An 18,158-nucleotide genomic window follows, 5' to 3' on the forward strand; every position below is an offset into this window, starting at 1 on the left:
TGGTCCCATGGGGCAACGGAGGGCGCATATAAGCGGGGCGACATGAACCGCAAGTGGATTCTTGATGCCGCCGGACAAGGGCCGAAACGGTTGCAGCGGGGCTGGCGTACGATGGTTCGCACCCCTGCCCCGCCGCGAAGGCCCCAGAATGTGGCGTGGTCCGGTTAGAACTGGACCTGCGGACGCTGGTCCACGATGCCCCGTTCGCTGTCGTCGAGACGGTTGAAGTCGTAATGCTTGAAGCCGAGCAGGCTGGCGAATAGCACCGCCGGGAACGCCTCGATCGAGGCGTTGTAACGGGCGACGGCGGCGTTCAGCGCACGGCGCGCGGCGGCCAGCTTGTCTTCCACCATCGACAATTCATTCTGCAGCTGCAGGAAATTGGTGTTGGCCTTCAGCTCCGGATAGGCCTCGCCCAGCGCAAGCAGCCGGTCGAGCGCGATTTTCAGCTCCTGCTCGTTGCGGCTGTTGGTGTTGGCCGCCGCGGTGTTGCGGGCCATGATGACGCGTTCCAGCGTCTCTTTCTCGTGCCCGGCATAGCCTTTCACCGATTCCACCAGGTTGGGGATCAGGTCGTGCCGCTGGCGCAGCTGTGCATCGATGTCGGCCGTGCCCTGGTTGGCCGCCTGACGCAGCGAAACCAGCCGGTTGTAAATGACGATGACGGTGATGAAGAGCGACACGAGAATCACGGTCAGCGCCGACCACCACAGCGTCGAAAGAATCGGTTCCACGAGTAATACCCCCTTAATTTGCGGATTACGTTCAGTCCGTTGTTAGGAAAATCATAGGGGATAAGGGTTAACGAACCTCTCCATGACGAGAGTGGGACAATGATCGAGAAACCCTGCCCCAACGCGCTGATGGCCGGTCCGCTCGGCGACTGGCTGAAGGACCAGGCGCATGTGCGCGAGGATGCCAAGGAATTGTCGGACAACCGGCTGTTCAAGGTCTGCCTGTTCGGCATTCCGACCTTCGCGTTCCTGTGGATCCTCTCGCCCCTGCCGTTCGATTTCATGGTGATGATCGGATTTTTCGGCGCGGCGGCAGGCTATGGCTGGTCGCAGGCGCCGAAAAGCAGGGCGAAGAAGCAGGTCAAGCACGGCATCAATTCCGCCATCGCCGAAGCAGTTGGTCTGCACTACGAACCCGATTGCGCGCCGGGCTCCGCCTTCACCATGGCCAAGCACTACAAGATGCTGCCGAAATTCGACCGCAGCAGCTTCGAGGACAAATGGTGGGGCAATGTCGGCGGGGTCGACTTCTGCCTGCACGAAGCGAAACTGGAAGAGCGCCGCGGATCGGGCAAGCACCAGCACTGGGTGACGACGTTTCAGGGCGTGATTATGTCGATCACTTTCCGGCGCCGGTTCCAGGGCACGACGATGCTGGTCCGCGACGGGACGCACAAGCGCCTGTTCGGCGGCGCCAAGGACAAGATCAAGATTGCCGGCGAACACCTGCAATATTGCGCGATGGTCGACCCGCGCTTCGAAGACGCGTTCGACATCTATTCCAACGATCCGACCGAGGCGCGGTATCTCGTCCACCCCGAATATGTCGAGCGGCTGATCGCGGTCGAAAGCTCCTTCGGCGGGCAGGACATCCGCACCCTGTTCCAGGGCGGGGAGCTGATCATCGTGCTGAAGGCGCCGAACCTGTTCGAAAGCGGTTCCATCGAGGCTGGCGAAGACCGCAGCCGGATCGAGCGCACGATCAAGCAGTTCGGCACGCTGACCGACCTCGCCAACACGCTGAACGAGGATTACCGCACGGGCGAAGCGCACGTCATGGCAGCGATGATGCCCAGCTTCGGCAACAAGACCGCAGAGCCGAAAAAAACCGCATTCTCCGATCCGACGCAGACGGCGGCGGCTGTTGCGACCATGGGCGCGATGGGGGCCCTGGCCGGCGGCGTTATAGGCGCCCCCCCGCCTTCGACAACTCCGACCCCGGCCACGCCCGCTCCCGCATCGCCTTCCCCGAAAGCCGGCGGCCAGCCACCGCTTCCGCCCGCCGCGCAGTTCCGCCGGCCCGGGGGGTTCGGGCGCAAGGGGCTGTAACCCTCAGCTGAGGCGTCCCCGAAAATCCTCGTAACCGAACTTGCGGACTTGCTCGAGCGCGTCGGTCTCGCTGTCCCACAGCCAGATACTCGGCAGCGGCACCCCGTTGAACGTGGTGGTCTTGACCATCGAATAATGCGCCTGGTCCAGGAACGCGAAGCGCGCGCCCGGCTGCGCCTCGACCGGGAGGGTGTAGTCGCCGATCACATCGCCCGCGAGGCATGACGGGCCACCCAGGCGCACGGGCGCATCGCCGTCACCCTCGTGCAGCATGGCCGGGCGATAGGGCGCCTCGATCACGTCGGGCATGTGGCAGGTGGCCGAAACGTCGGTAATCGCGAAGGGTACCTCGTTCACGCCTGTATCCAGCACCGTGCCGACGAGAATGCCCGCATCGAGCGCCACCGCCTCGCCCGGTTCGAGATAGATTTCCGCCCCGCTGTCTTCCTTCGCGTCCTTCAGGAACTCCACCAACTCCTCGCGCTGGTAATCGGCGCGGGTGATGTGGTGGCCGCCGCCCATGTTGATCCACTTCAGTTGGCCGAACCACGGCTCGATCGCGTCGAATACGCGGTCCCACGTCTTGATCAGCGGCTCGAGGTCCTGTTCGCACAAATTGTGGAAGTGGATGCCGTCCACGCCTTCCATCATCTCCGGCGTCAGCTGGTCGATCGGGAAGCCTAGACGGCTGCCGGGGCTGGAAGGATCGTAGCGCGGCACCTCGCCGGTCGGCACCATCGGGTTGAGGCGCAGGCCCACGTCGAACGATCCGCCTTGTGATCGCGCCTGCTCCAGGATCAGGCTCGCCCGCGCGATCTGCTGCGGCGAATTGAAGATCACATGGTCCGACAGGCGGCAGACTTCGGGCAGGTCCTCCGGCTTGTAGGCCGCGCAATAGGTGCTGATCTCGCCGTCGTAATACTCCGACGCCAGAAGCGCCTCCCACAGCCCGCTGGTGCACACGCCGTCGAGATATTCGCCGATGATCGGCGCGGCAGCGAACATGGAGAACGCCTTCAGGGCGGCGAGCATCTTGATGTCCGCCTCGTCGCGAATTTGTGCCAGCACCTGGCAGTTGGCCCGCAATTTCGCCGCATCGACGACGAAGGCGGGGCTATTCACCCGCTCGAGGTCGAAATGCGCAAAAGCGCCCGGATCGCCGGCTTTCGTTTCCATCAGAAATCGACCGGCCCGTCCATTTCCTTCACGTTCCACGGCAGGCCGTGATCGTTCAGCATGTCCATGAAGGGGTCGGGATCGAACTGCTCCATGTTGAACACGCCCTCCCCTGCCCACTTGCCCTGCAGCATCAGTGCGCTGCCGATCATTGCGGGCACACCGGTGGTATAGCTGACGCCCTGGTTGCCGGTTTCCTCGTACGCCGCCTCGTGGCTGCAGATATTGTTGATGTAGAACGTCTTCTCGCCCGAACCGTCCAGCGCTTCGCCCGTCGCGATGACGCCGATGTTCGTGTTGCCGGTGGTCGTCTCGCCCAGCGTCTCGGGCTTGGGCAGCACGGCGGCGAGGAATTGCAGCGGGATGATGTCCTTGCCCTGATAGCGAATGGGCTCGATGCCGGTCATGCCGACATTCTGCAGCACGGTGAGGTGCTTGATGTACTCGTCGCCGAAGGTCATCCAGAAGCGCGCACGCTCCAGCTCGGGCACGAATTTGGCGAGGCTTTCCAGCTCCTCGTGATACATCATGTACATGTTCTTCGGGCCGACCGCCTCGAAGTCGAATTCCACCTTCTTCGCCATGGCGGGCGTTTCGATGAACTCGCCGTCTTCCCAGTGACGCGCGGGCGCGGTCACTTCGCGGATGTTGATTTCCGGGTTGAAATTGGTGGCAAAGGCTTGCCCGTGGTCGCCGCCGTTGCAGTCCAGGATGTCGAGCTGGCGGATCGTCTTCAGCTTGTGCTTTTTCAGCCACATGGTGAAGACGCTGGTCACGCCGGGGTCGAAGCCCGATCCCAGCAGCGCCATGATGCCCGCGTCCTTGAATTGGTCGTGATAGGCCCACTGCCAGTGATATTCGAACTTCGCCTCGTCCTTCGGCTCGTAATTCGCCGTGTCGAGGTAATGCGTGCCGGTTTCGAGGCAGGCATCCATGATCGGCAGGTCCTGGTAAGGCAGCGCAAGGTTGACGACCAGCGAGGGTTCGATCTTGCGGATCAGATTGACCATCGCGGGCACTTCCTCGGCGTCGATCTCGTAGGTGGAGATGTCGACGCCGGTGCGATCCTTCACGCTGCTGGCGATGGCGTCGCATTTGGAGCGGGTACGGCTGGCCAGGTGGATATCGGTGAAGATACCGCTGTTCATGGCCATCTTGTGGACGGCGACCGAGCTGACGCCGCCGGCGCCGATGACGAGGACTTTGGACATGTGTGCTCCTTCAGGGGGCGAAATCGAATCTTGCGCCGCGCATAAACGAATGCGTTAAGCTGTCCAAATGATCCGCATTCCTACCGCAGAGGGCGTTCGCGCCGCCGCAGCCAGCATCGCAGAAATCCTGCCCCCGACCCCGCTCCTGCCGGTCGAGATCGGCGGAGTGCGATGCCACGCGAAGGCAGAATCGCTGCAACCCATCGGCGCCTTCAAGATACGCGGCGCCTGGTGGCGCCTGTCCAGCCTGACACCGGAAGAGTGCGCCCGCGGCGTCGTCGCGCTGTCGAGCGGCAACCATGCGCAGGGCGTGGCGTGGGCGGCGCGGCGGCTGAGCATCGATGCCGCCATCGTCATGCCGCGCGACGCGCCCCGGGTGAAGCTGGACGCCACGCGCGCGCTGGGCGCGGAAATCGTGCTGTACGACCGCGACCGGGAAGACCGGGAAGACGTCACTGCGCGCGAGGTGGAACGTCGCGGCGCAGTGCTGGTCCACGCTTTCGCCGATCCGTGGGTAATGGAGGGTCAAGGCAGCGCGGGCATCGAGATCGCCGGCCAGCTCGGCCGTGCGCCTTCGCGCATCGTCGCCTGTTGCGGCGGCGGCGGATTGTCCGCCGGCCTCGCCCTCGCCTGCCCCGACAGCGCAATCCACATCGTCGAGCCCGAAGGATGGGACGTGGTCGGCCAATCGGTCGCGGCGGGCGAGATCGTGTCCGTCGGCCCCAATCCGCCCGCCACGATCTGCGATGCCCTGCGACCGGACCGGACGCTGCCGCTGAACCTGCAGATGTTGCAGGGACGGATCGAGCCCGGGGTCGCAGTCAGCGATGCGGAGGTTCGCATCGCCCAGCGCTTCGCGTTTTCCAACCTCAATCTCGTCCTCGAACCGGGCGGCGCGGCGGCCCTTGCGGCAGCCTTGGCAGGCAAGGTTCCGGTGGACGAAGACACGGTCGTCATGCTGACCGGCGGCAATACGGATGCGGCAAGCTTTGCCGCAATGCTGGCCAGCGATTGACACCGCCACACGGGACGCGCAGGTTTCGCTTCGAAACGTAATTTGGGGGGAATTCGCGATGCAAGCTCAGATCCTGGCGCCGGCAGCGGTGCTCGTGGCGTGGACGTTGGTCATGCTGTTCTGGATGGCGGGCACGCGCCTGCCGGCAATCAAGAAGGCGAGCGGCGGCGGGCTCGGCCAGGCAAAGCCGGGCGGGCGCGGGCAGGACCTGGAAGGCGTCGTGCCGGACAGGGTCAACTGGAAGGCCCACAACCACACACACCTGCATGAACAGCCAACGATCTTCTATGCCGCCGTCCTCATTATCGCGCTGATGGGTGCAGGCGCGGTGGATGTGACGCTCGCATGGATTTACGTCGCGCTGCGCATTGTCCACTCGATCTGGCAGGCGACTGTCAACAAGGTCAGTGTGCGCTTCCTGATCTTCCTTGCCAGCAGCATCGTAATGGTCGCGCTGGTGATCCGCGCGCTTATGCTGACCCTGTTCGCCGACCCGACGAGCTTCGCGTGATGGAAACCGTCGGCATGGCGATCCTGCAGCCAGTCGTAGCCCTGATGGCGTGGACGATGGTGATGTGGGTGTGGATGTACGCCACCCGCTTCCCGGCCATGAGCAAGGCAAAGGTCGATCCCAAGGACCTGGCCGGCGGCGATACGGGCACCACGCTGGACAAGGTTTTGCCGCCGCAGGTGCAGTGGAAGGCGCACAATTACAACCACCTGCACGAAGCACCGACGCTCTTCTACGCCGTCGCAATCGTGATCGCGATCATCGGCCAGGGAGACGGCTTCAACCTGTGGCTGGCGTGGGCCTACGTTGCGTTACGCGTGGCGCACAGCATTGTGCAGGCGACAGTGAACAACGTGCCGGTGCGCTTCGGGCTGTTCATTCTATCGACCGTCGCGCTGATGGCGCTCATCCTGCATGCAGGGATGGCGGTCTTCCACTAGGCGGCCTTACTCCGCCGCGACGGCTTCCTTCTGCGCGAATTCCAGCGTGGCGAGGAAGCGTTCGGCATCGAGCGCGGCCATGCAGCCCGTTCCTGCAGCCGTGACCGCCTGCCGGTAGGTGTGATCCATCACGTCGCCGCATGCGAAGACGCCGGGAATGGCCGTTTTCGGCGTGCCGGGCTCGACCAGCAAGTAACCGCTCTCGTCCATCGGCAGCTTGCCCTTGAACAGCTCGGTCGCGGGCGCATGGCCGATGGCGACGAAGGCCCCGTCGACTTCCAGCTCCGAGATTGCGCCGGTTTGGGTGTCGCGCAGGACCAGCCGTTCCAGCTTGCCCTCACCTTCGAACCGCTCGACCACCTTGTTCCACATCATCGAAATCTTCTCGGAGGCGAACAGGCGGTCCTGCAGGATCTTCTCGCTGCGCAATTCGTCGCGGCGGTGGATCAGGGTGACGTCGTCGGAATGGTTGGTGAGGTAGAGCGCCTCTTCCACAGCGGTGTTGCCGCCGCCGATCACGGCGACTTTCTTGCCGCGGTAAAAGAACCCGTCGCACGTGGCGCAGGCCGACACGCCCTTGCCGCCCAGTTCCGCCTCGCCCGGCACGTTGAGCCATTTCGCCTGCGCACCGGTCGAGATCACCAGCACGTCACCGACATAGGTATCGCCGCCGTCTCCCTTCGCAACGAAGGGAGAGCCGTTTTCCAGATCGACTTCGGTGATCGTGTCCCACATCATTCGCGTGCCGACATGCTCGGCCTGCTTCTGCATCTGTTCCATCAGCCACGGGCCCTGGATCACGTCGGCAAAACCGGGGTAGTTCTCGACGTCGGTGGTGATCGTGAGCTGGCCGCCCGGCTGCAGGCCCTGCACCACGATCGGCTCCATCCCGGCGCGCGCGCCGTAGATCGCGGCCGAGAGGCCGGCGGGGCCGGAGCCGATGATGAGCATGCGGGTCTTGTGGGTCGTCGCCATGGATGTGCTTTCGGATTCTCTCGAGAAATTCAGCCGCGCACTATCGCGCCGAACGCGCGTGCGCGCAAACCCATGTGGTCACCCTTCCACAAGGTGCAACCGCAAGGCTTCGCGCATGGCCGCATCCACGCCGAGCTGGCGCTCCAGATAGGCGTCTGCCGAACCGAAGCGCTGCGTCACCGCATCGCGGGCGGCTTGCAGGAAGGCAGGCTCCACGCCCATCAGCACGCGGGCCGTCTCTTCGTCCTTCGCGCCGTATTTCTTGCCTAGCAACGCCATGCCGTCGGCAATCCGCTGCTCGTTGCGCGGCGCTTCATTGGTAAGCAGGTAATCGGCCATCGCGTCGTCCGGGTGGACGCCCAGCGCGTGGTGCAGCAGGTCCACCGCGATGCCGGTGCGGTCCTTGCCCGCGGCGCAGTGGACAAGGCTGGCGCCCTTCCCTTCCGAAAGCGCTGCGAAATAGCGGCGCAGCATCGTGTTGAGCCCTTCCCGGTCGGGCAAGGCACCATAGAGCGTGATCATCGCAGCGCGGGCGCCTTGCGCGTCGATATCGCCCTCGGCCGCCTCCAGATGCGGCGCGAGGCCGGCAGTCTCGCCATCGTAAGCCAGCACTTCGCCATCGAAAGCCGGATCGCGGCGGCAGCTATGGCGGTCCCTCTCGCCCTTGCCGCGCAGGTCGATTACGGTGGCGAGGTCGAGTTCGGCCACCACCTCCAGATCCCCGTCCGACGCGTCCGCGTGATGGCCGGAGCGCCACAACATACCACGGCGCACCGTGCCCCCGGCAGCCGCATAGCCTCCGTAATCGCGCAGGTTGTGAATGGTGGAAAGCGGCAGGAAACGCGGGTCGGTCATCCAGGCGCGGTGCCATGCCGGCGGGCGGGTGGCAATGCGGTTATCACCTAGACCGACCTTGATGCCTTGGCGACGAGAGCGGCCTAGATCGGGCACCCTGACCGCAACGGGATACGAGGAAGCCATGGCCTATATCGTGATCGCCGACGACGACGAATTGGTCGCCGAGATGGCGAGCGACGTGCTGATCAACGCGGGCCACGCGTGCGGCTGGGTCACCGATGCGGAAAAGACCAAGGAACTGCTAGCCTGGCGGCGGCCGGATGTCCTGCTGCTGGACCACGACATGCCCGGCCTGACCGGGGCCCAGTTGCTGCGCGAGCTGCGCAATTCCACCGAATTCTACGACCTGCCGGTGATCATGTTCACCAAACTGTCCGGCGAGACGGACGAAGCCTATGCACGGCTCAATGGCGCGCAGGATTTCATTCGCAAGCCGTTTGACCCGAGCTACCTGAAGTGGCGGGTCGAGCGGTTGCTGGAATCGCGCGCGGACCGGCCGCGGCATCGCTCGCTCGAAGAGGTTGTGGAAGCCGAGCAAGAGGAGCTCAAGCGGCGCCGCCAATCGGAAATGCGCCGCAGCTTCCTGTAAAGGAGGGGTCAGACGGCGCCGAGGTCCCGGACGAAATTGTCGGTCCACGCGCCGATATTCTCGTCGCGCACGCAGGCATTGAGTTTATCCCACCGTGCCTTGCGTTCCTCCAGCGGCATGTCGAGCGCTTGGCGGATCGCGTGGGCGATCTCGTCGTTGCTGTAGGGATTGATCAGGAGAGCGTCGGACAATTGCTGCGCCGCGCCGGCAAACCGTGACAGGATCAGCACGCCCGGATCGTCGGGGTCTTGCGCCGCGACATATTCCTTTGCCACCAGGTTCATCCCGTCCCGCAGCGGGGTGACGAGGCCGATCTTCGATGCGCGGTAGCAGCCGTACAGCTCGGCCATCGAATGGCCCTTGTTGACGTAGCGGATGGGAACGACGTCGATCTCCGAATACTCGCCGTTGATGCGCCCCGTCTTGGCTTCCAGCGTTTCGCGGATCTTCTGGTAGCTTTCCACGTCCTCGCGGCTGGGCGGCGCGATCTGGACATAGATGACTTCGCGGTTGCCTTCCGGAAAGCGTTCGAAGAACCGGGCCAGCCCGTCGATCCGCTCCGGCAATCCCTTCGAATAGTCGAGCCGGTCGACCCCGATGATCGCGGTCCTGTGCCTGGTGCTCGACATCATGCGCTGCTGCGCCTGCCGCGCTTCCCCGCTGTCGCCAACCGACTGGAAATGATCGTAGTCGATCCCGATGGGGTACGAGCGTGCGTAGGTGGTCCGCCCTTCGAACGTGACCTTGCCGGTCGCGTCGTCGACTTCTGCGCCCAGTTCCTTGCGGCAGTAATGCAGGAAGCTTTCCAGCCATTCGTTACACTGGAAGCCGATAAGGTCGTAGTGCAGCACCGTGCGCACCAGCCGCTCATGATACGGCAGGCTGGTGAACAGGCGCGTCGGTGGCCAGGGGATATGGAGGAAGAACCCGATCCGGTTCTCGAAACCGCGGGCGCGCAGCCTCTCGCCCAGCGGCATGAAATGGTAATCGTGGACCCAGACCGTGTCGTCCGGCTCGATCAGGCCTGCCGCGCGGTCGGCGAACAGCTCGTTGACGCGTTCGTACCCCTTGCCCGTCTCGCGGGAGTATTCGGCGAGGTCGATGCGGTAATGGAAAAGCGGCCACAGCGTCGAATTGGCGTAGCCGTTGTAATATTCCTCGATATCCTGCGGGGCGAGGTCGATCGTGGCGGTGGTCACCCCGTCATGGGTCTGCACGTCCGGTTCGGCAGAAGGATTTGCCGCTTCCTCTCCCGACCAGCCGAACCAGATGCCGTCATTGGTCTTCAGCGCAGCGTTCAAAGCCCCGGCAAGCCCGCCTTGCGCACCAGATGCACCGCGTGCCTTGGGCACCGCGACGCGGTTGGAGATAACGACGAGGCGGCTCATGTCTTGGTCATCGGACTTCGTTCCAGCTCCTTGAAAGCAATGCGGCGCAATTGATTACCCCTACCAGCGAGTAGGTCTGGGGGAAGTTCCCCCACAGCTCTCCGGTCTCGAAATCCATGTCCTCGGACAACAGGCCCGATGGCGTGCGGTGCGCGAGCATTGTGCAGAAAAGCTGCCGCGCCTCCTCGTCGCGGCCCGCCAGGTGCAGCGCCTCGATCAGCCAAAAGGTGCAGACATTGAACGCCGTTTCGGGGGCGCCGAAATCGTCTTCCGCCGCGTAACGCAGCATGTGCTCGCCCCGACGCAGTGCCTTTTCGATCGCTGCGAAGGTCGACTGGAACCGCGGATTGTCGGGCGAAAGGAAGCGCAGTTCCACCATCTGCAGCAGGCTGGCATCCAGGTAATCGCTTTCGAAGCTGGCGCGGTAGTGGCCGCCCTCCCCGTCATCCTGCCACGCCTTTTCCTCGATCGTCTTGCGGATCGCGTCGGCGCGGCCGGCCCAATGTTCGTGCCGGTCAGCCTTGCCGAGATATTCGGCGACGTTGGCCAGCCTGTCGCAGGCCGCCCAGCTCATCACCGCGCTGTAGGTGTGGACCTCCTGCCGGGTGCGGAATTCCCACAGGCCGGCATCCGGCTGGTCGTGCATCTTCCACGCCATTTCGCCGACCTGCTCCAGGCTTTCGAAATCGGCTTCGTCCGCCATGCGCAGCAGCCGCTTGTCGAAGAACGCCTGCACGGTCGGCATCACGATCTGGCCATAGCAATCGTGCTGGATCTGCGTGTAGGCGGCATTGCCCACGCGCACCGGGCCCATGCCGCGATAACCGGAAAGGTCTTGCGCGAAGCCTTCCTCAAGCTCGGCGACGCCCATCACGGAATAGAGCGGCTGGATCTGCCCGCCTGCCGCCTGGTCCACGATGTTGCGGAGATAGGCGAGATACTTCTCCAGCACGTCGAGCGCGCCGAGGCGGTTGAGCGCCTGCACGGTGTAATAGGAATCGCGGATCCAGCAGAAGCGGTAATCCCAGTTCCGCTCCGAATTGGGCGCTTCGGGGATGGAGGTCGTCAGCGCCGCGACGATCGCGCCTGTTTCCTCGTGCTGGCACAGTTTCAGCGTGATCGCACAGCGGATCACCTCGTCCTGCCACTCGAAAGGCGTTGCTAGGCCGCGCGACCAGTTCTGCCAGTAACTGCGCGTCTTCTGCTCCATGCCGCGAACCTGCTCGCGCAAATTGCCGACGAAGGGCTCGTCGGGGCCGAGGAAGAAATGCGTATCGTCCTCGATCCGGAAGAAGCGCTTTTCGAGCACGTATCCGACCGCCGCATCGGTCGACAGGCGCATCGCCTGGTCCCCCACGAGATAGCGGATGTGGTTGGTGCCATTGGTCGTCTTCGCCAGTTCTGCGCCATAACCGCGCATCGGCGCCAGCTTCACGCGGATTCGCGGATTGCCCGCCACCGGCCGCACTATGCGCACGAAAGCGACCGGGCGGTACATTCGGCCCGAGCTTTCGAACCTAGGGCAGAAATCAAGGATTTCGACCGCGCTGCCGTCTTCCGCTTCAAGCCGCGTGACGAGGTTGGGCGTGTTGCGGATGTATTCCTGCGTGCTCGAAACCTGGCCGGCCAACTCGAACTGCCACAAACCCTCGTCGGGATCGCCATCGTCCATCAGCGAGCAGAAGACCGGATCGCCATCGACCCGGGGGACGCAGCCCCAGACCAGTGCGCCTTGCCGGTCGATCAGGCCGGAAACCTGGCAATTGCCGACGGGCCAGAGGTCGAGAGTGGATTTGCTGGAAAGACCGTTCATAGCGCCAGCCAATCGCGCACGGCGTCCGGCCCTGCAAGGCCGAATTCGGCCTCGGTCGGCTTGGGCTCGCCCACGCGTATGGCCGTACCGCCGCGTCGAAGGACCTCGGCAAAGCCGTCCTCGTCCGTCACATCGTCGCCGATGAAAACGGGGTGAGCGCCGGCAAAAGGCGCGCTTTTCATGAGGACGGACACCGCACGATCCTTGCCGCCGCCGGCATGCATGAGCTCGCAAACGGACTTCCCGGTCTTGAGCTGCAATTCCTTAGTGGCGGCGAGATCCTTCGCGAAGGCGAGAACATCCTCGCCCGCATCGGGTGCGGCACGGTAATGCAGGGCAAGGCCGAAAGACTTGTATTCGACCTCGACGCCTTCGTGACCGGCCGCGAACCCCTCGATCGCCTTCCGCACATCAGCCGAAAGCGCTTGCGGCTTCCCGCCGATCCGCTCGCCCGAAGCGCCGCGCACCTCGGCACCATGGCTGCCGGCTACGGCGAAGCGGAACGGGCCCAGGTGTTCGAGCAAATTGTCGATCGCCCGGCCGCTGACGACGGCGAGCGCCCCGCCCTGCCGCGCGGCAAGATCCTCCAGCGCGGCAGCAAGGCCGCCGGGCACTTCGATGGAATCGGGCGTCGGGGCGATTTCCACCAGCGTTCCGTCGAAATCGAGGAACAGTGCAACGGGCCCCCGCTCGCGCAGGTCCGACAGGGCGGGAGGATCGGGAAGCATGGCGGTCATTGCGGGGGACCCTACAGCGGGCGCGCGGCCCTGCAACGTTGCTCAGCCGTCTTTGCCATCCGAAAACGTATGCATGTTCTCGATCAGCGCATCGTCGAGCTTCTCGCCATGCAGGACCGAGATGTCGCCGGTGTTTTCGAGCACGACGGCGCGCACCTCGTCGAAGCTCAGCACATTGGCTTCGCGCAGCTTGGCGAGCAGGTCGGCGCGGCTGACGCGGGTCGCATCGAGCGCCGCATCGTTGATCACGCCGTCGCGCATCAGGATACACGGATCGTTGGAAATCGCCTGTTCGAACCCCTCATGGTCCTTGCGCAGCCGGGCAGTCACAATCTGGACGAGGAAAAGCCCGGCCATCGCCGCCATGGTCTGCCCGAACTCCAGTATCTTCGTGTCCTGCGCAGCCCCTGCAACCAGAGAGCCCATCGCCACAGTCATGACAAAGTCGAAACTGGTCATCTTGGAGAACGAGCGCAAGCCGACCAGCCGGACGAGGATGACCACCCAGACCAGCGCTGCCCCGCCCAATATGATGCCGCGTGCGAGATGGTCGATAAGGTCGTTTTCGAAAAAGATGAGCCGTTCCCCCGTGGTCAGTTACCCGGAAGACGCCCCAGCACGGCGAAAGTTTCGAAACTGCGATTTAAGAGGAAATTGGTAGCGGAGGAGGGACTCGAACCCCCGACACGCGGATTATGATTCCGCTGCTCTAACCACCTGAGCTACTCCGCCCCGAAAGGCCGTTCCGGCGCCGCTGGGGCAGGAACAGGCGGCGCGTTTAGGGCGGCGGCGGCGCGGGGTCAAGCGCCGTGTGCGGGCTCAGGGAGACCCGCGGAAAGACCAGTCGCGCATGTGCCCCCACGGACCGCCGAGATAGCGGTAAAGGCCGAAACCGCGAAAGGCGAAATCGCGCGGCTCGACCACCAGTTGCGCCTGCAATTCCTTGGCCTTGGCACTGGATACCTTGTTCTGGATCGTCACGTGCAGGCGCGGCTTGTGCTGGTCCTGAGCGGTCAGCATGCCGGTGAAATGCTCGGCAATGCGCGCGCGGTGGCCAAGCATCTCATCGCTAACCAGTTTCAGCGCTGTCCCGCCGCCCAGCGACATCATCCCCTCCAGCCGCGCAGGCGGGGGCGGATTTTCGGCCACGATGCGCTTCAGCACATCGCCCAGCTCTTCCTCGCACTGGGGCGGAATGGCGTGGAAGAGCGTGACATGCGCATCGAGATAGTTGCGCTCGGGCGGGAAATGCTCGGTCCGCAAGGCAGTGGCCCAGGCCGCCATGTCTTTCGGCAGCAACGCCGTCAGAATGAGCGGCGCGTTGCGCTCGCCTGCGTCGCGATCGGCGATCACATTTCCCCGCGCGCGCGGCGCAAGGCGAACCACTTTTCGACATTTGCGTTGTGCTCCGCCAGCGTTGTGGCGAAGGCGTGGCCGCCGCTACCGTCGGCGACCATGTATATCGCCTCGGTGTCGGCCGGGTTCAGCACCGCGGCGATGCTCTCCCGGCCCGGATTGGTGATCGGCCCCTTGGGCAGCCCGACCATCGAATAGGTGTTGTAATCGTTGATCGCGCTGATTTCCGACTGGCGGATCCGGCGGCCGAGCGGCTTGCCCTTGGTGATCGGGTAGATGATCGTGGGGTCCGCCTGCAGCATCATGCCGGTCCTGACACGATTGGAATACAGGCCGGCCACCATCCGCCGTTCTTCCGGAACGCCGGTTTCCTTTTCCACGATGGAGGCGAGGATGACCGCCTCGCGCGGGTTCGACACGGCGATATCGCCGCTGCGCTTCGCCCACAATTCGTCCAGCGTGCGCGCCATTTCGGCCTGCATGCGCTGGAGGACCTCCGCCCGCGGCTGTCCGCGCTCGAACGCATAGGTGCCGGGCAGGACGCTGCCTTCCGCCGGGACGTCGACGCTGCCGGTCAAGAGCGGCGTCGCCATCAGCCGTTCCTGCACCATGATCGACGGCATGCCTTCGGGGATGGTGACGAAGCGCTGGATGGGCTGCGCGTGCTGCAGGATGTCGAGGATGCCCGACGGGCTGACCCCCGCCGGGAAGGCGAACTCGCCCGCCTGGATCGGGTCCCCGCCGCCGAAGATTTTCGCCCGCAGCAGGAAGGCATCGGCGGAGGAAATGAATTGGTCGTCCTCCAGCTCCTGCGCGACCGAGGTCAGCGAACTGCCCGACTTGACGATGAAGGACGTCTCCTCGTCCAGATCGGTGCCGCCCCACCAGCCCATGGCGAGCCAGCCCACGGCCAGCACGGCGACCAGCGCTGCTGCCAGCAGCAGCGGCTTGAAGCGACGCAGCATCTGTCCCTAGTCCTCGAGGCGCTTCATGATCAGCGAAGCGTTGGTCCCGCCGAAACCGAAGCTGTTGTTGAGCACGGCGTTCACTTCCCGCTCCCGCGCCTTCAGCGGGACGAGGTCCACGCCCTCGGTGCCTTCGTCCGGGTTGTGCAGGTTGAGGGTCGGCGGGACCACCTGGTCGCGCATGGCGAGGATGCAGAAGATCGCCTCCACCGCGCCGGCGCCGCCGAGCAGGTGGCCGATGGCGGATTTCGTGCTGCTCATCGAAGCACCGCACAGGTCGTCGCCCAGCACGCGCTTCACCGCGGCGAGCTCGATCGTGTCCGCCATAGTCGAGGTGCCGTGGGCGTTGACGTAGTCGATATCGCACGGCTCCAGCCCGGCCTTCTTCAGCGCCATGCGCATGGCCAGTTCCGCGCCGCGACCTTCGGGATGGGGGGCGGTGACGTGGTAGGCATCGCCCGACAGGCCATAGCCGACCACTTCGGCATAGATTTTCGCGCCGCGTGCCTTCGCGTGCTCGTATTCCTCCAGCACCACGACGCCTGCGCCCTCGCCCATGACGAAACCGTCGCGGTCCTTGTCGTAGGGGCGGCTCGCCTCGGTCGGGCGGTCGTTCATGCTGGTATTGAGCGCGCGCGCCTGCGCGAAGCCCGCAATGCCGAGCGGGTTGACGGTCGATTCGGAGCCGCCTGCCAGCATGATGTCGGCATCGTCGTCCTTGATCATGCGCGCCGCGTCGCCGATCGAATGCGCGCCGGTCGAACAGGCGGTCACCACGGCGTGGTTCGGGCCCATCAAGCCGTAGCGGATCGACACCTGTCCGCTGACGAGGTTGATGATCCGCCCGTGGACGAAATGCGGGCTGACCCGGCCCGGGCCGCGTTCATGCAGGTTGACCGATTCCTTTTCGATCCCCGGCAAGCCGCCGATGCCTGCGCCGATGGACACGCCGGCACGCTCGCGCGTGGCCTCGTCCATTTCGGTCAGGCCTGCATCTTCCAGCGCTTGGCCGGCGGCGTCGAGGCCGTAGACGATGAAGGGATCGATCTGGCGCTGGATCTTCGGGTCCACGCGCTTGTCGGGATCGAAGCCCCAGGCATGATCCTTCGTTTTCACCTCGCAGGCGATCGTCGCCTTCTGGTTGGAAGCATCGAAGCGGGTGATCGGCCCGGCGCCGCTTTCGCCCGCGATAAGGTTGGACCAGCTGGTTTCCACGTCGCCACCCAGCGGGGTGACGAGGCCGAGACCGGTTACGACTACACGACGCATTCTATTCTCCGCTTGGGCGGCCCGCACGGCGCGTGTGGGCGGCCCCGAAACGACAACAGGCCCGGCCCGTGGGTCGGGTCGGGCCTGTCACAGCCGCCATGCCGGCATGCGGCAGGCGTATCCTCGGCTAGCGAGCGCTTGGCCCTGCTCAGCCCTTGTGTTCTTCGATGTACTTCGTGGCATCGCCGACGGTGGCGATCTTTTCCGCCGCATCGTCGGGGATTTCGACGCCGAATTCTTCTTCGAACGCCATGACCAGTTCGACGATGTCGAGGCTGTCCGCACCCAGATCGTCGATGAAGCTGGCGTCCTGCGTCACCTTGTCGGCTTCGACGCCGAGATGCTCGACGACAATCTTCTGCACGCGGTCTGCGGTATCGCTCATGTAATATCCCTCTTGAACCTGGGTTTTCGAATTGGCTTTCGCCCTAATGAACGGCGCGGGCAAGCGCAAGTGCTGCCGCGGCACGGACGTAGCGTTATGTGGGGAGGATATTACGGTTTTGCCAGCGGACGCGAAAAAAGGCATACTCGGCACCGCTTTCGGGGGGAGGCATCGGTGCTGCAGAAATTGAAGGACAGGATCGGCGGATGGGAGGTGGCGTGCATGGCCGCCATCCTTGGCGTCGTCCTCGTCGCCATGCCGCTTATCGCCGTGCTCGGGCCCGACGGATCGGTGCGCGGCCAGATTCTCGGCTTCACCGACGGGTTCTGGCGCAGCGACTACCCGGTACGGGTCGACCTGCCGGAAAAGACCGCCGCAATCGCGCCGCGCCTCGCCACGCCGGAAGCGGACCGAGCGCGTGAGTCGGAGGGCGAATTCGTCCTCGAACCGGTCGAAGAACTGGCGACTGTCGAAAGGCCGGACGGCGCTGTACAAACGCGTACCGCACCGAAACTCGACGGGGTGATGGATGTGCGCTTCCGCCTTGCTCCGGGCCGCATATCGAACGACCAGTCGAACACCGACCCCGTCCGCATCAACCGGCCCGTTTCGATCGGCGGGCGAAGCGCGGGCTCGATCGCCCTGCTGGTCCAGCCCGACGGCACGCTGATGGCCCGCCCGACGGAACTGGGCGCCCTGTTCCCCGAAGGCAGCGAAACCACGTCGAGGCTGGTCGCGGAAGGACCCGATTTCGTGCCGCTGGACCGCTTGCGCGCGCTCGGCATCGCCATCCGCTACGACGCGGCGAAGGACGGGTTGGCGGTCAGCGGGGGGTAAGCAGCAGGCAACACCATCTGCAAATAGAGCAGAAACGTGCGCCTCGCCCTAATGCAATCAGTCTAGCTCCGCCGCCTTAGATAGATTTGGCTAGCACCATCCTATTAGCACATTCAGAATAATTTACACACCGAAGTAAATCGTTGATGAATTCTCCCGTCGAAATCGATCGACACAACAGGAGAAGATCAGTGAAAAATCTTAGTCACACAGAAATGGATCAGGTTGCTGGAGGAGATCCGCTTTCGGCGCTTATTGAATATTTCACGAAGACGTCGACCGACGATTGCGTCACGACCTACGAATACAACGACAAGGGTCAGTTGGTTCGCGAAGTCACCACTTGCACCTGATCAGCTATTTGAAAGGAAACTGAAAATGCAACTCTCTGACAAAGAAATCGATTCGGTCGGCGGCGGAAATCTAATCCCGTTCGTGGGACCGGTCATCGAAGCAGCTATTCGTTACGTGACTGCAACGAGCACCGACGACTGCACGACGACCTACGAATACAATGACGATGGCCAGCTCGTCAAAAAGACTGTCACCTGCACGTAATCAAATCTGCTC

General features: G+C 64.0%; 20 protein-coding genes and 1 tRNA gene. 7 read left to right on the forward strand and 14 right to left on the reverse strand.

What is annotated here, in order from left to right; genetic code table 11:
- Positions 1–164: 164 nt before the first annotated feature.
- Positions 165–734, reverse strand: a complete 570-nt coding sequence (locus VCJ71_RS04180; protein WP_324639348.1) for a LemA family protein — start codon at positions 732–734, stop codon at positions 165–167.
- Positions 735–833: 99 nt separating this feature from the next.
- Here VCJ71_RS04180 and VCJ71_RS04185 point away from each other — a divergent pair, with 99 nt between their 5' ends.
- Positions 834–2,063 carry a DUF3137 domain-containing protein gene (locus tag VCJ71_RS04185; protein ID WP_324639350.1) on the forward strand — a complete coding sequence of 410 codons (1,230 nt, stop codon included), beginning with the start codon at positions 834–836 and terminating at the stop codon, positions 2,061–2,063.
- Positions 2,064–2,066: 3 nt separating this feature from the next.
- Here the strand turns inward: VCJ71_RS04185 and VCJ71_RS04190 are convergent, their stop codons facing one another.
- Together VCJ71_RS04190 and VCJ71_RS04195 are read right to left on the reverse strand one after the other, a co-directional pair.
- Positions 2,067–3,239: a carboxynorspermidine decarboxylase gene (locus tag VCJ71_RS04190; protein WP_324639352.1), complete on the reverse strand. Its 1,173-nt coding sequence runs from the start codon at positions 3,237–3,239 to the stop codon at positions 2,067–2,069.
- The gene (locus VCJ71_RS04195) at positions 3,239–4,450 is read right to left on the reverse strand and encodes a saccharopine dehydrogenase family protein (RefSeq protein ID WP_324639354.1); all 1,212 of its coding nucleotides are present in this window, start codon (positions 4,448–4,450) and stop codon (positions 3,239–3,241) included. Before VCJ71_RS04195 ends, VCJ71_RS04190 begins: the two co-directional genes overlap by 1 nt.
- A gap of 67 nt (positions 4,451–4,517) precedes the next feature.
- Between VCJ71_RS04195 and VCJ71_RS04200 the strand changes: the two genes are divergently transcribed.
- From VCJ71_RS04200 to VCJ71_RS04210, 3 genes are read left to right on the forward strand one after another with little or no spacing between them, the layout of a single operon-like run.
- Entirely contained in the window at positions 4,518–5,465 is a 948-nt protein-coding gene (locus VCJ71_RS04200; RefSeq protein WP_324639355.1) for a threonine ammonia-lyase, read from the forward strand.
- A 58-nt stretch (positions 5,466–5,523) separates the two neighbouring features.
- Complete coding sequence (locus tag VCJ71_RS04205; protein ID WP_324639356.1) at positions 5,524–5,976, forward strand: MAPEG family protein; 453 nt, start codon at positions 5,524–5,526, stop codon at positions 5,974–5,976.
- The gene (locus tag VCJ71_RS04210) at positions 5,976–6,416 is read left to right on the forward strand and encodes an MAPEG family protein (protein ID WP_324640868.1); all 441 of its coding nucleotides are present in this window, start codon (positions 5,976–5,978) and stop codon (positions 6,414–6,416) included. The genes VCJ71_RS04205 and VCJ71_RS04210 overlap by 1 nt, the downstream gene beginning before the upstream one ends.
- Positions 6,417–6,422: 6 nt before the next feature.
- Here the strand turns inward: VCJ71_RS04210 and trxB are convergent, their stop codons facing one another.
- Together trxB and VCJ71_RS04220 are read right to left on the reverse strand one after the other, a co-directional pair.
- A complete protein-coding gene (gene trxB / locus VCJ71_RS04215; protein WP_324639357.1) occupies positions 6,423–7,391 on the reverse strand; it encodes a thioredoxin-disulfide reductase in 969 nt (322 codons plus the stop codon).
- 78 nt (positions 7,392–7,469) lie between these two features.
- On the reverse strand, positions 7,470–8,246 hold the full coding sequence (locus tag VCJ71_RS04220) for a tyrosine-protein phosphatase (RefSeq protein ID WP_324639359.1): 777 nt from the start codon (positions 8,244–8,246) through the stop codon (positions 7,470–7,472).
- 124 nt (positions 8,247–8,370) lie between these two features.
- On the opposite strand from VCJ71_RS04220, the gene VCJ71_RS04225 reads away from it, so the two are divergent.
- Positions 8,371–8,838: a response regulator gene (locus VCJ71_RS04225; protein WP_324639361.1), complete on the forward strand. Its 468-nt coding sequence runs from the start codon at positions 8,371–8,373 to the stop codon at positions 8,836–8,838.
- An 8-nt stretch (positions 8,839–8,846) separates the two neighbouring features.
- Here the strand turns inward: VCJ71_RS04225 and VCJ71_RS04230 are convergent, their stop codons facing one another.
- From VCJ71_RS04230 to VCJ71_RS04270, 9 genes are all read right to left on the reverse strand, one after another.
- On the reverse strand, positions 8,847–10,226 hold the full coding sequence (locus VCJ71_RS04230) for an alpha,alpha-trehalose-phosphate synthase (UDP-forming) (protein WP_324639363.1): 1,380 nt from the start codon (positions 10,224–10,226) through the stop codon (positions 8,847–8,849).
- A 7-nt stretch (positions 10,227–10,233) separates the two neighbouring features.
- The gene (locus tag VCJ71_RS04235) at positions 10,234–12,039 is read right to left on the reverse strand and encodes a glycoside hydrolase family 15 protein (protein ID WP_324639364.1); all 1,806 of its coding nucleotides are present in this window, start codon (positions 12,037–12,039) and stop codon (positions 10,234–10,236) included.
- Positions 12,036–12,776, reverse strand: a complete 741-nt coding sequence (otsB, locus tag VCJ71_RS04240; protein ID WP_324639366.1) for a trehalose-phosphatase — start codon at positions 12,774–12,776, stop codon at positions 12,036–12,038. The genes VCJ71_RS04235 and otsB overlap by 4 nt, the downstream gene beginning before the upstream one ends.
- Before the next feature lie 42 nt (positions 12,777–12,818).
- The gene (locus VCJ71_RS04245) at positions 12,819–13,304 is read right to left on the reverse strand and encodes a DUF421 domain-containing protein (protein WP_324639367.1); all 486 of its coding nucleotides are present in this window, start codon (positions 13,302–13,304) and stop codon (positions 12,819–12,821) included.
- A gap of 127 nt (positions 13,305–13,431) precedes the next feature.
- A tRNA-Met gene (locus VCJ71_RS04250) sits at positions 13,432–13,508 on the reverse strand.
- An 87-nt stretch (positions 13,509–13,595) separates the two neighbouring features.
- Complete coding sequence (locus VCJ71_RS04255) at positions 13,596–14,129, reverse strand: 2'-5' RNA ligase family protein (RefSeq protein ID WP_324639369.1); 534 nt, start codon at positions 14,127–14,129, stop codon at positions 13,596–13,598.
- Positions 14,126–15,097: an endolytic transglycosylase MltG gene (gene mltG, locus VCJ71_RS04260; protein ID WP_324639371.1), complete on the reverse strand. Its 972-nt coding sequence runs from the start codon at positions 15,095–15,097 to the stop codon at positions 14,126–14,128. The genes VCJ71_RS04255 and mltG overlap by 4 nt, the downstream gene beginning before the upstream one ends.
- A gap of 6 nt (positions 15,098–15,103) precedes the next feature.
- A complete protein-coding gene (fabF, locus tag VCJ71_RS04265; RefSeq protein WP_324639374.1) occupies positions 15,104–16,366 on the reverse strand; it encodes a beta-ketoacyl-ACP synthase II in 1,263 nt (420 codons plus the stop codon).
- Between the two features lie 148 nt (positions 16,367–16,514).
- Entirely contained in the window at positions 16,515–16,751 is a 237-nt protein-coding gene (locus tag VCJ71_RS04270) for an acyl carrier protein (protein WP_067680685.1), read from the reverse strand.
- A 222-nt stretch (positions 16,752–16,973) separates the two neighbouring features.
- Between VCJ71_RS04270 and VCJ71_RS04275 the strand changes: the two genes are divergently transcribed.
- Together VCJ71_RS04275 and VCJ71_RS04280 are read left to right on the forward strand one after the other, a co-directional pair.
- Positions 16,974–17,588, forward strand: a complete 615-nt coding sequence (locus VCJ71_RS04275) for a hypothetical protein (RefSeq protein WP_324639376.1) — start codon at positions 16,974–16,976, stop codon at positions 17,586–17,588.
- A 378-nt stretch (positions 17,589–17,966) separates the two neighbouring features.
- Positions 17,967–18,146: a hypothetical protein gene (locus VCJ71_RS04280; RefSeq protein ID WP_324639377.1), complete on the forward strand. Its 180-nt coding sequence runs from the start codon at positions 17,967–17,969 to the stop codon at positions 18,144–18,146.
- The last annotated feature ends 12 nt before the right edge of the window (positions 18,147–18,158 follow it).

The sequence above is a fragment of the Pseudoblastomonas aquimaris genome, assembly GCF_035481675.1.
Taxonomy (GTDB): Bacteria; Pseudomonadota; Alphaproteobacteria; order Sphingomonadales; family Sphingomonadaceae; genus Alteriqipengyuania_B.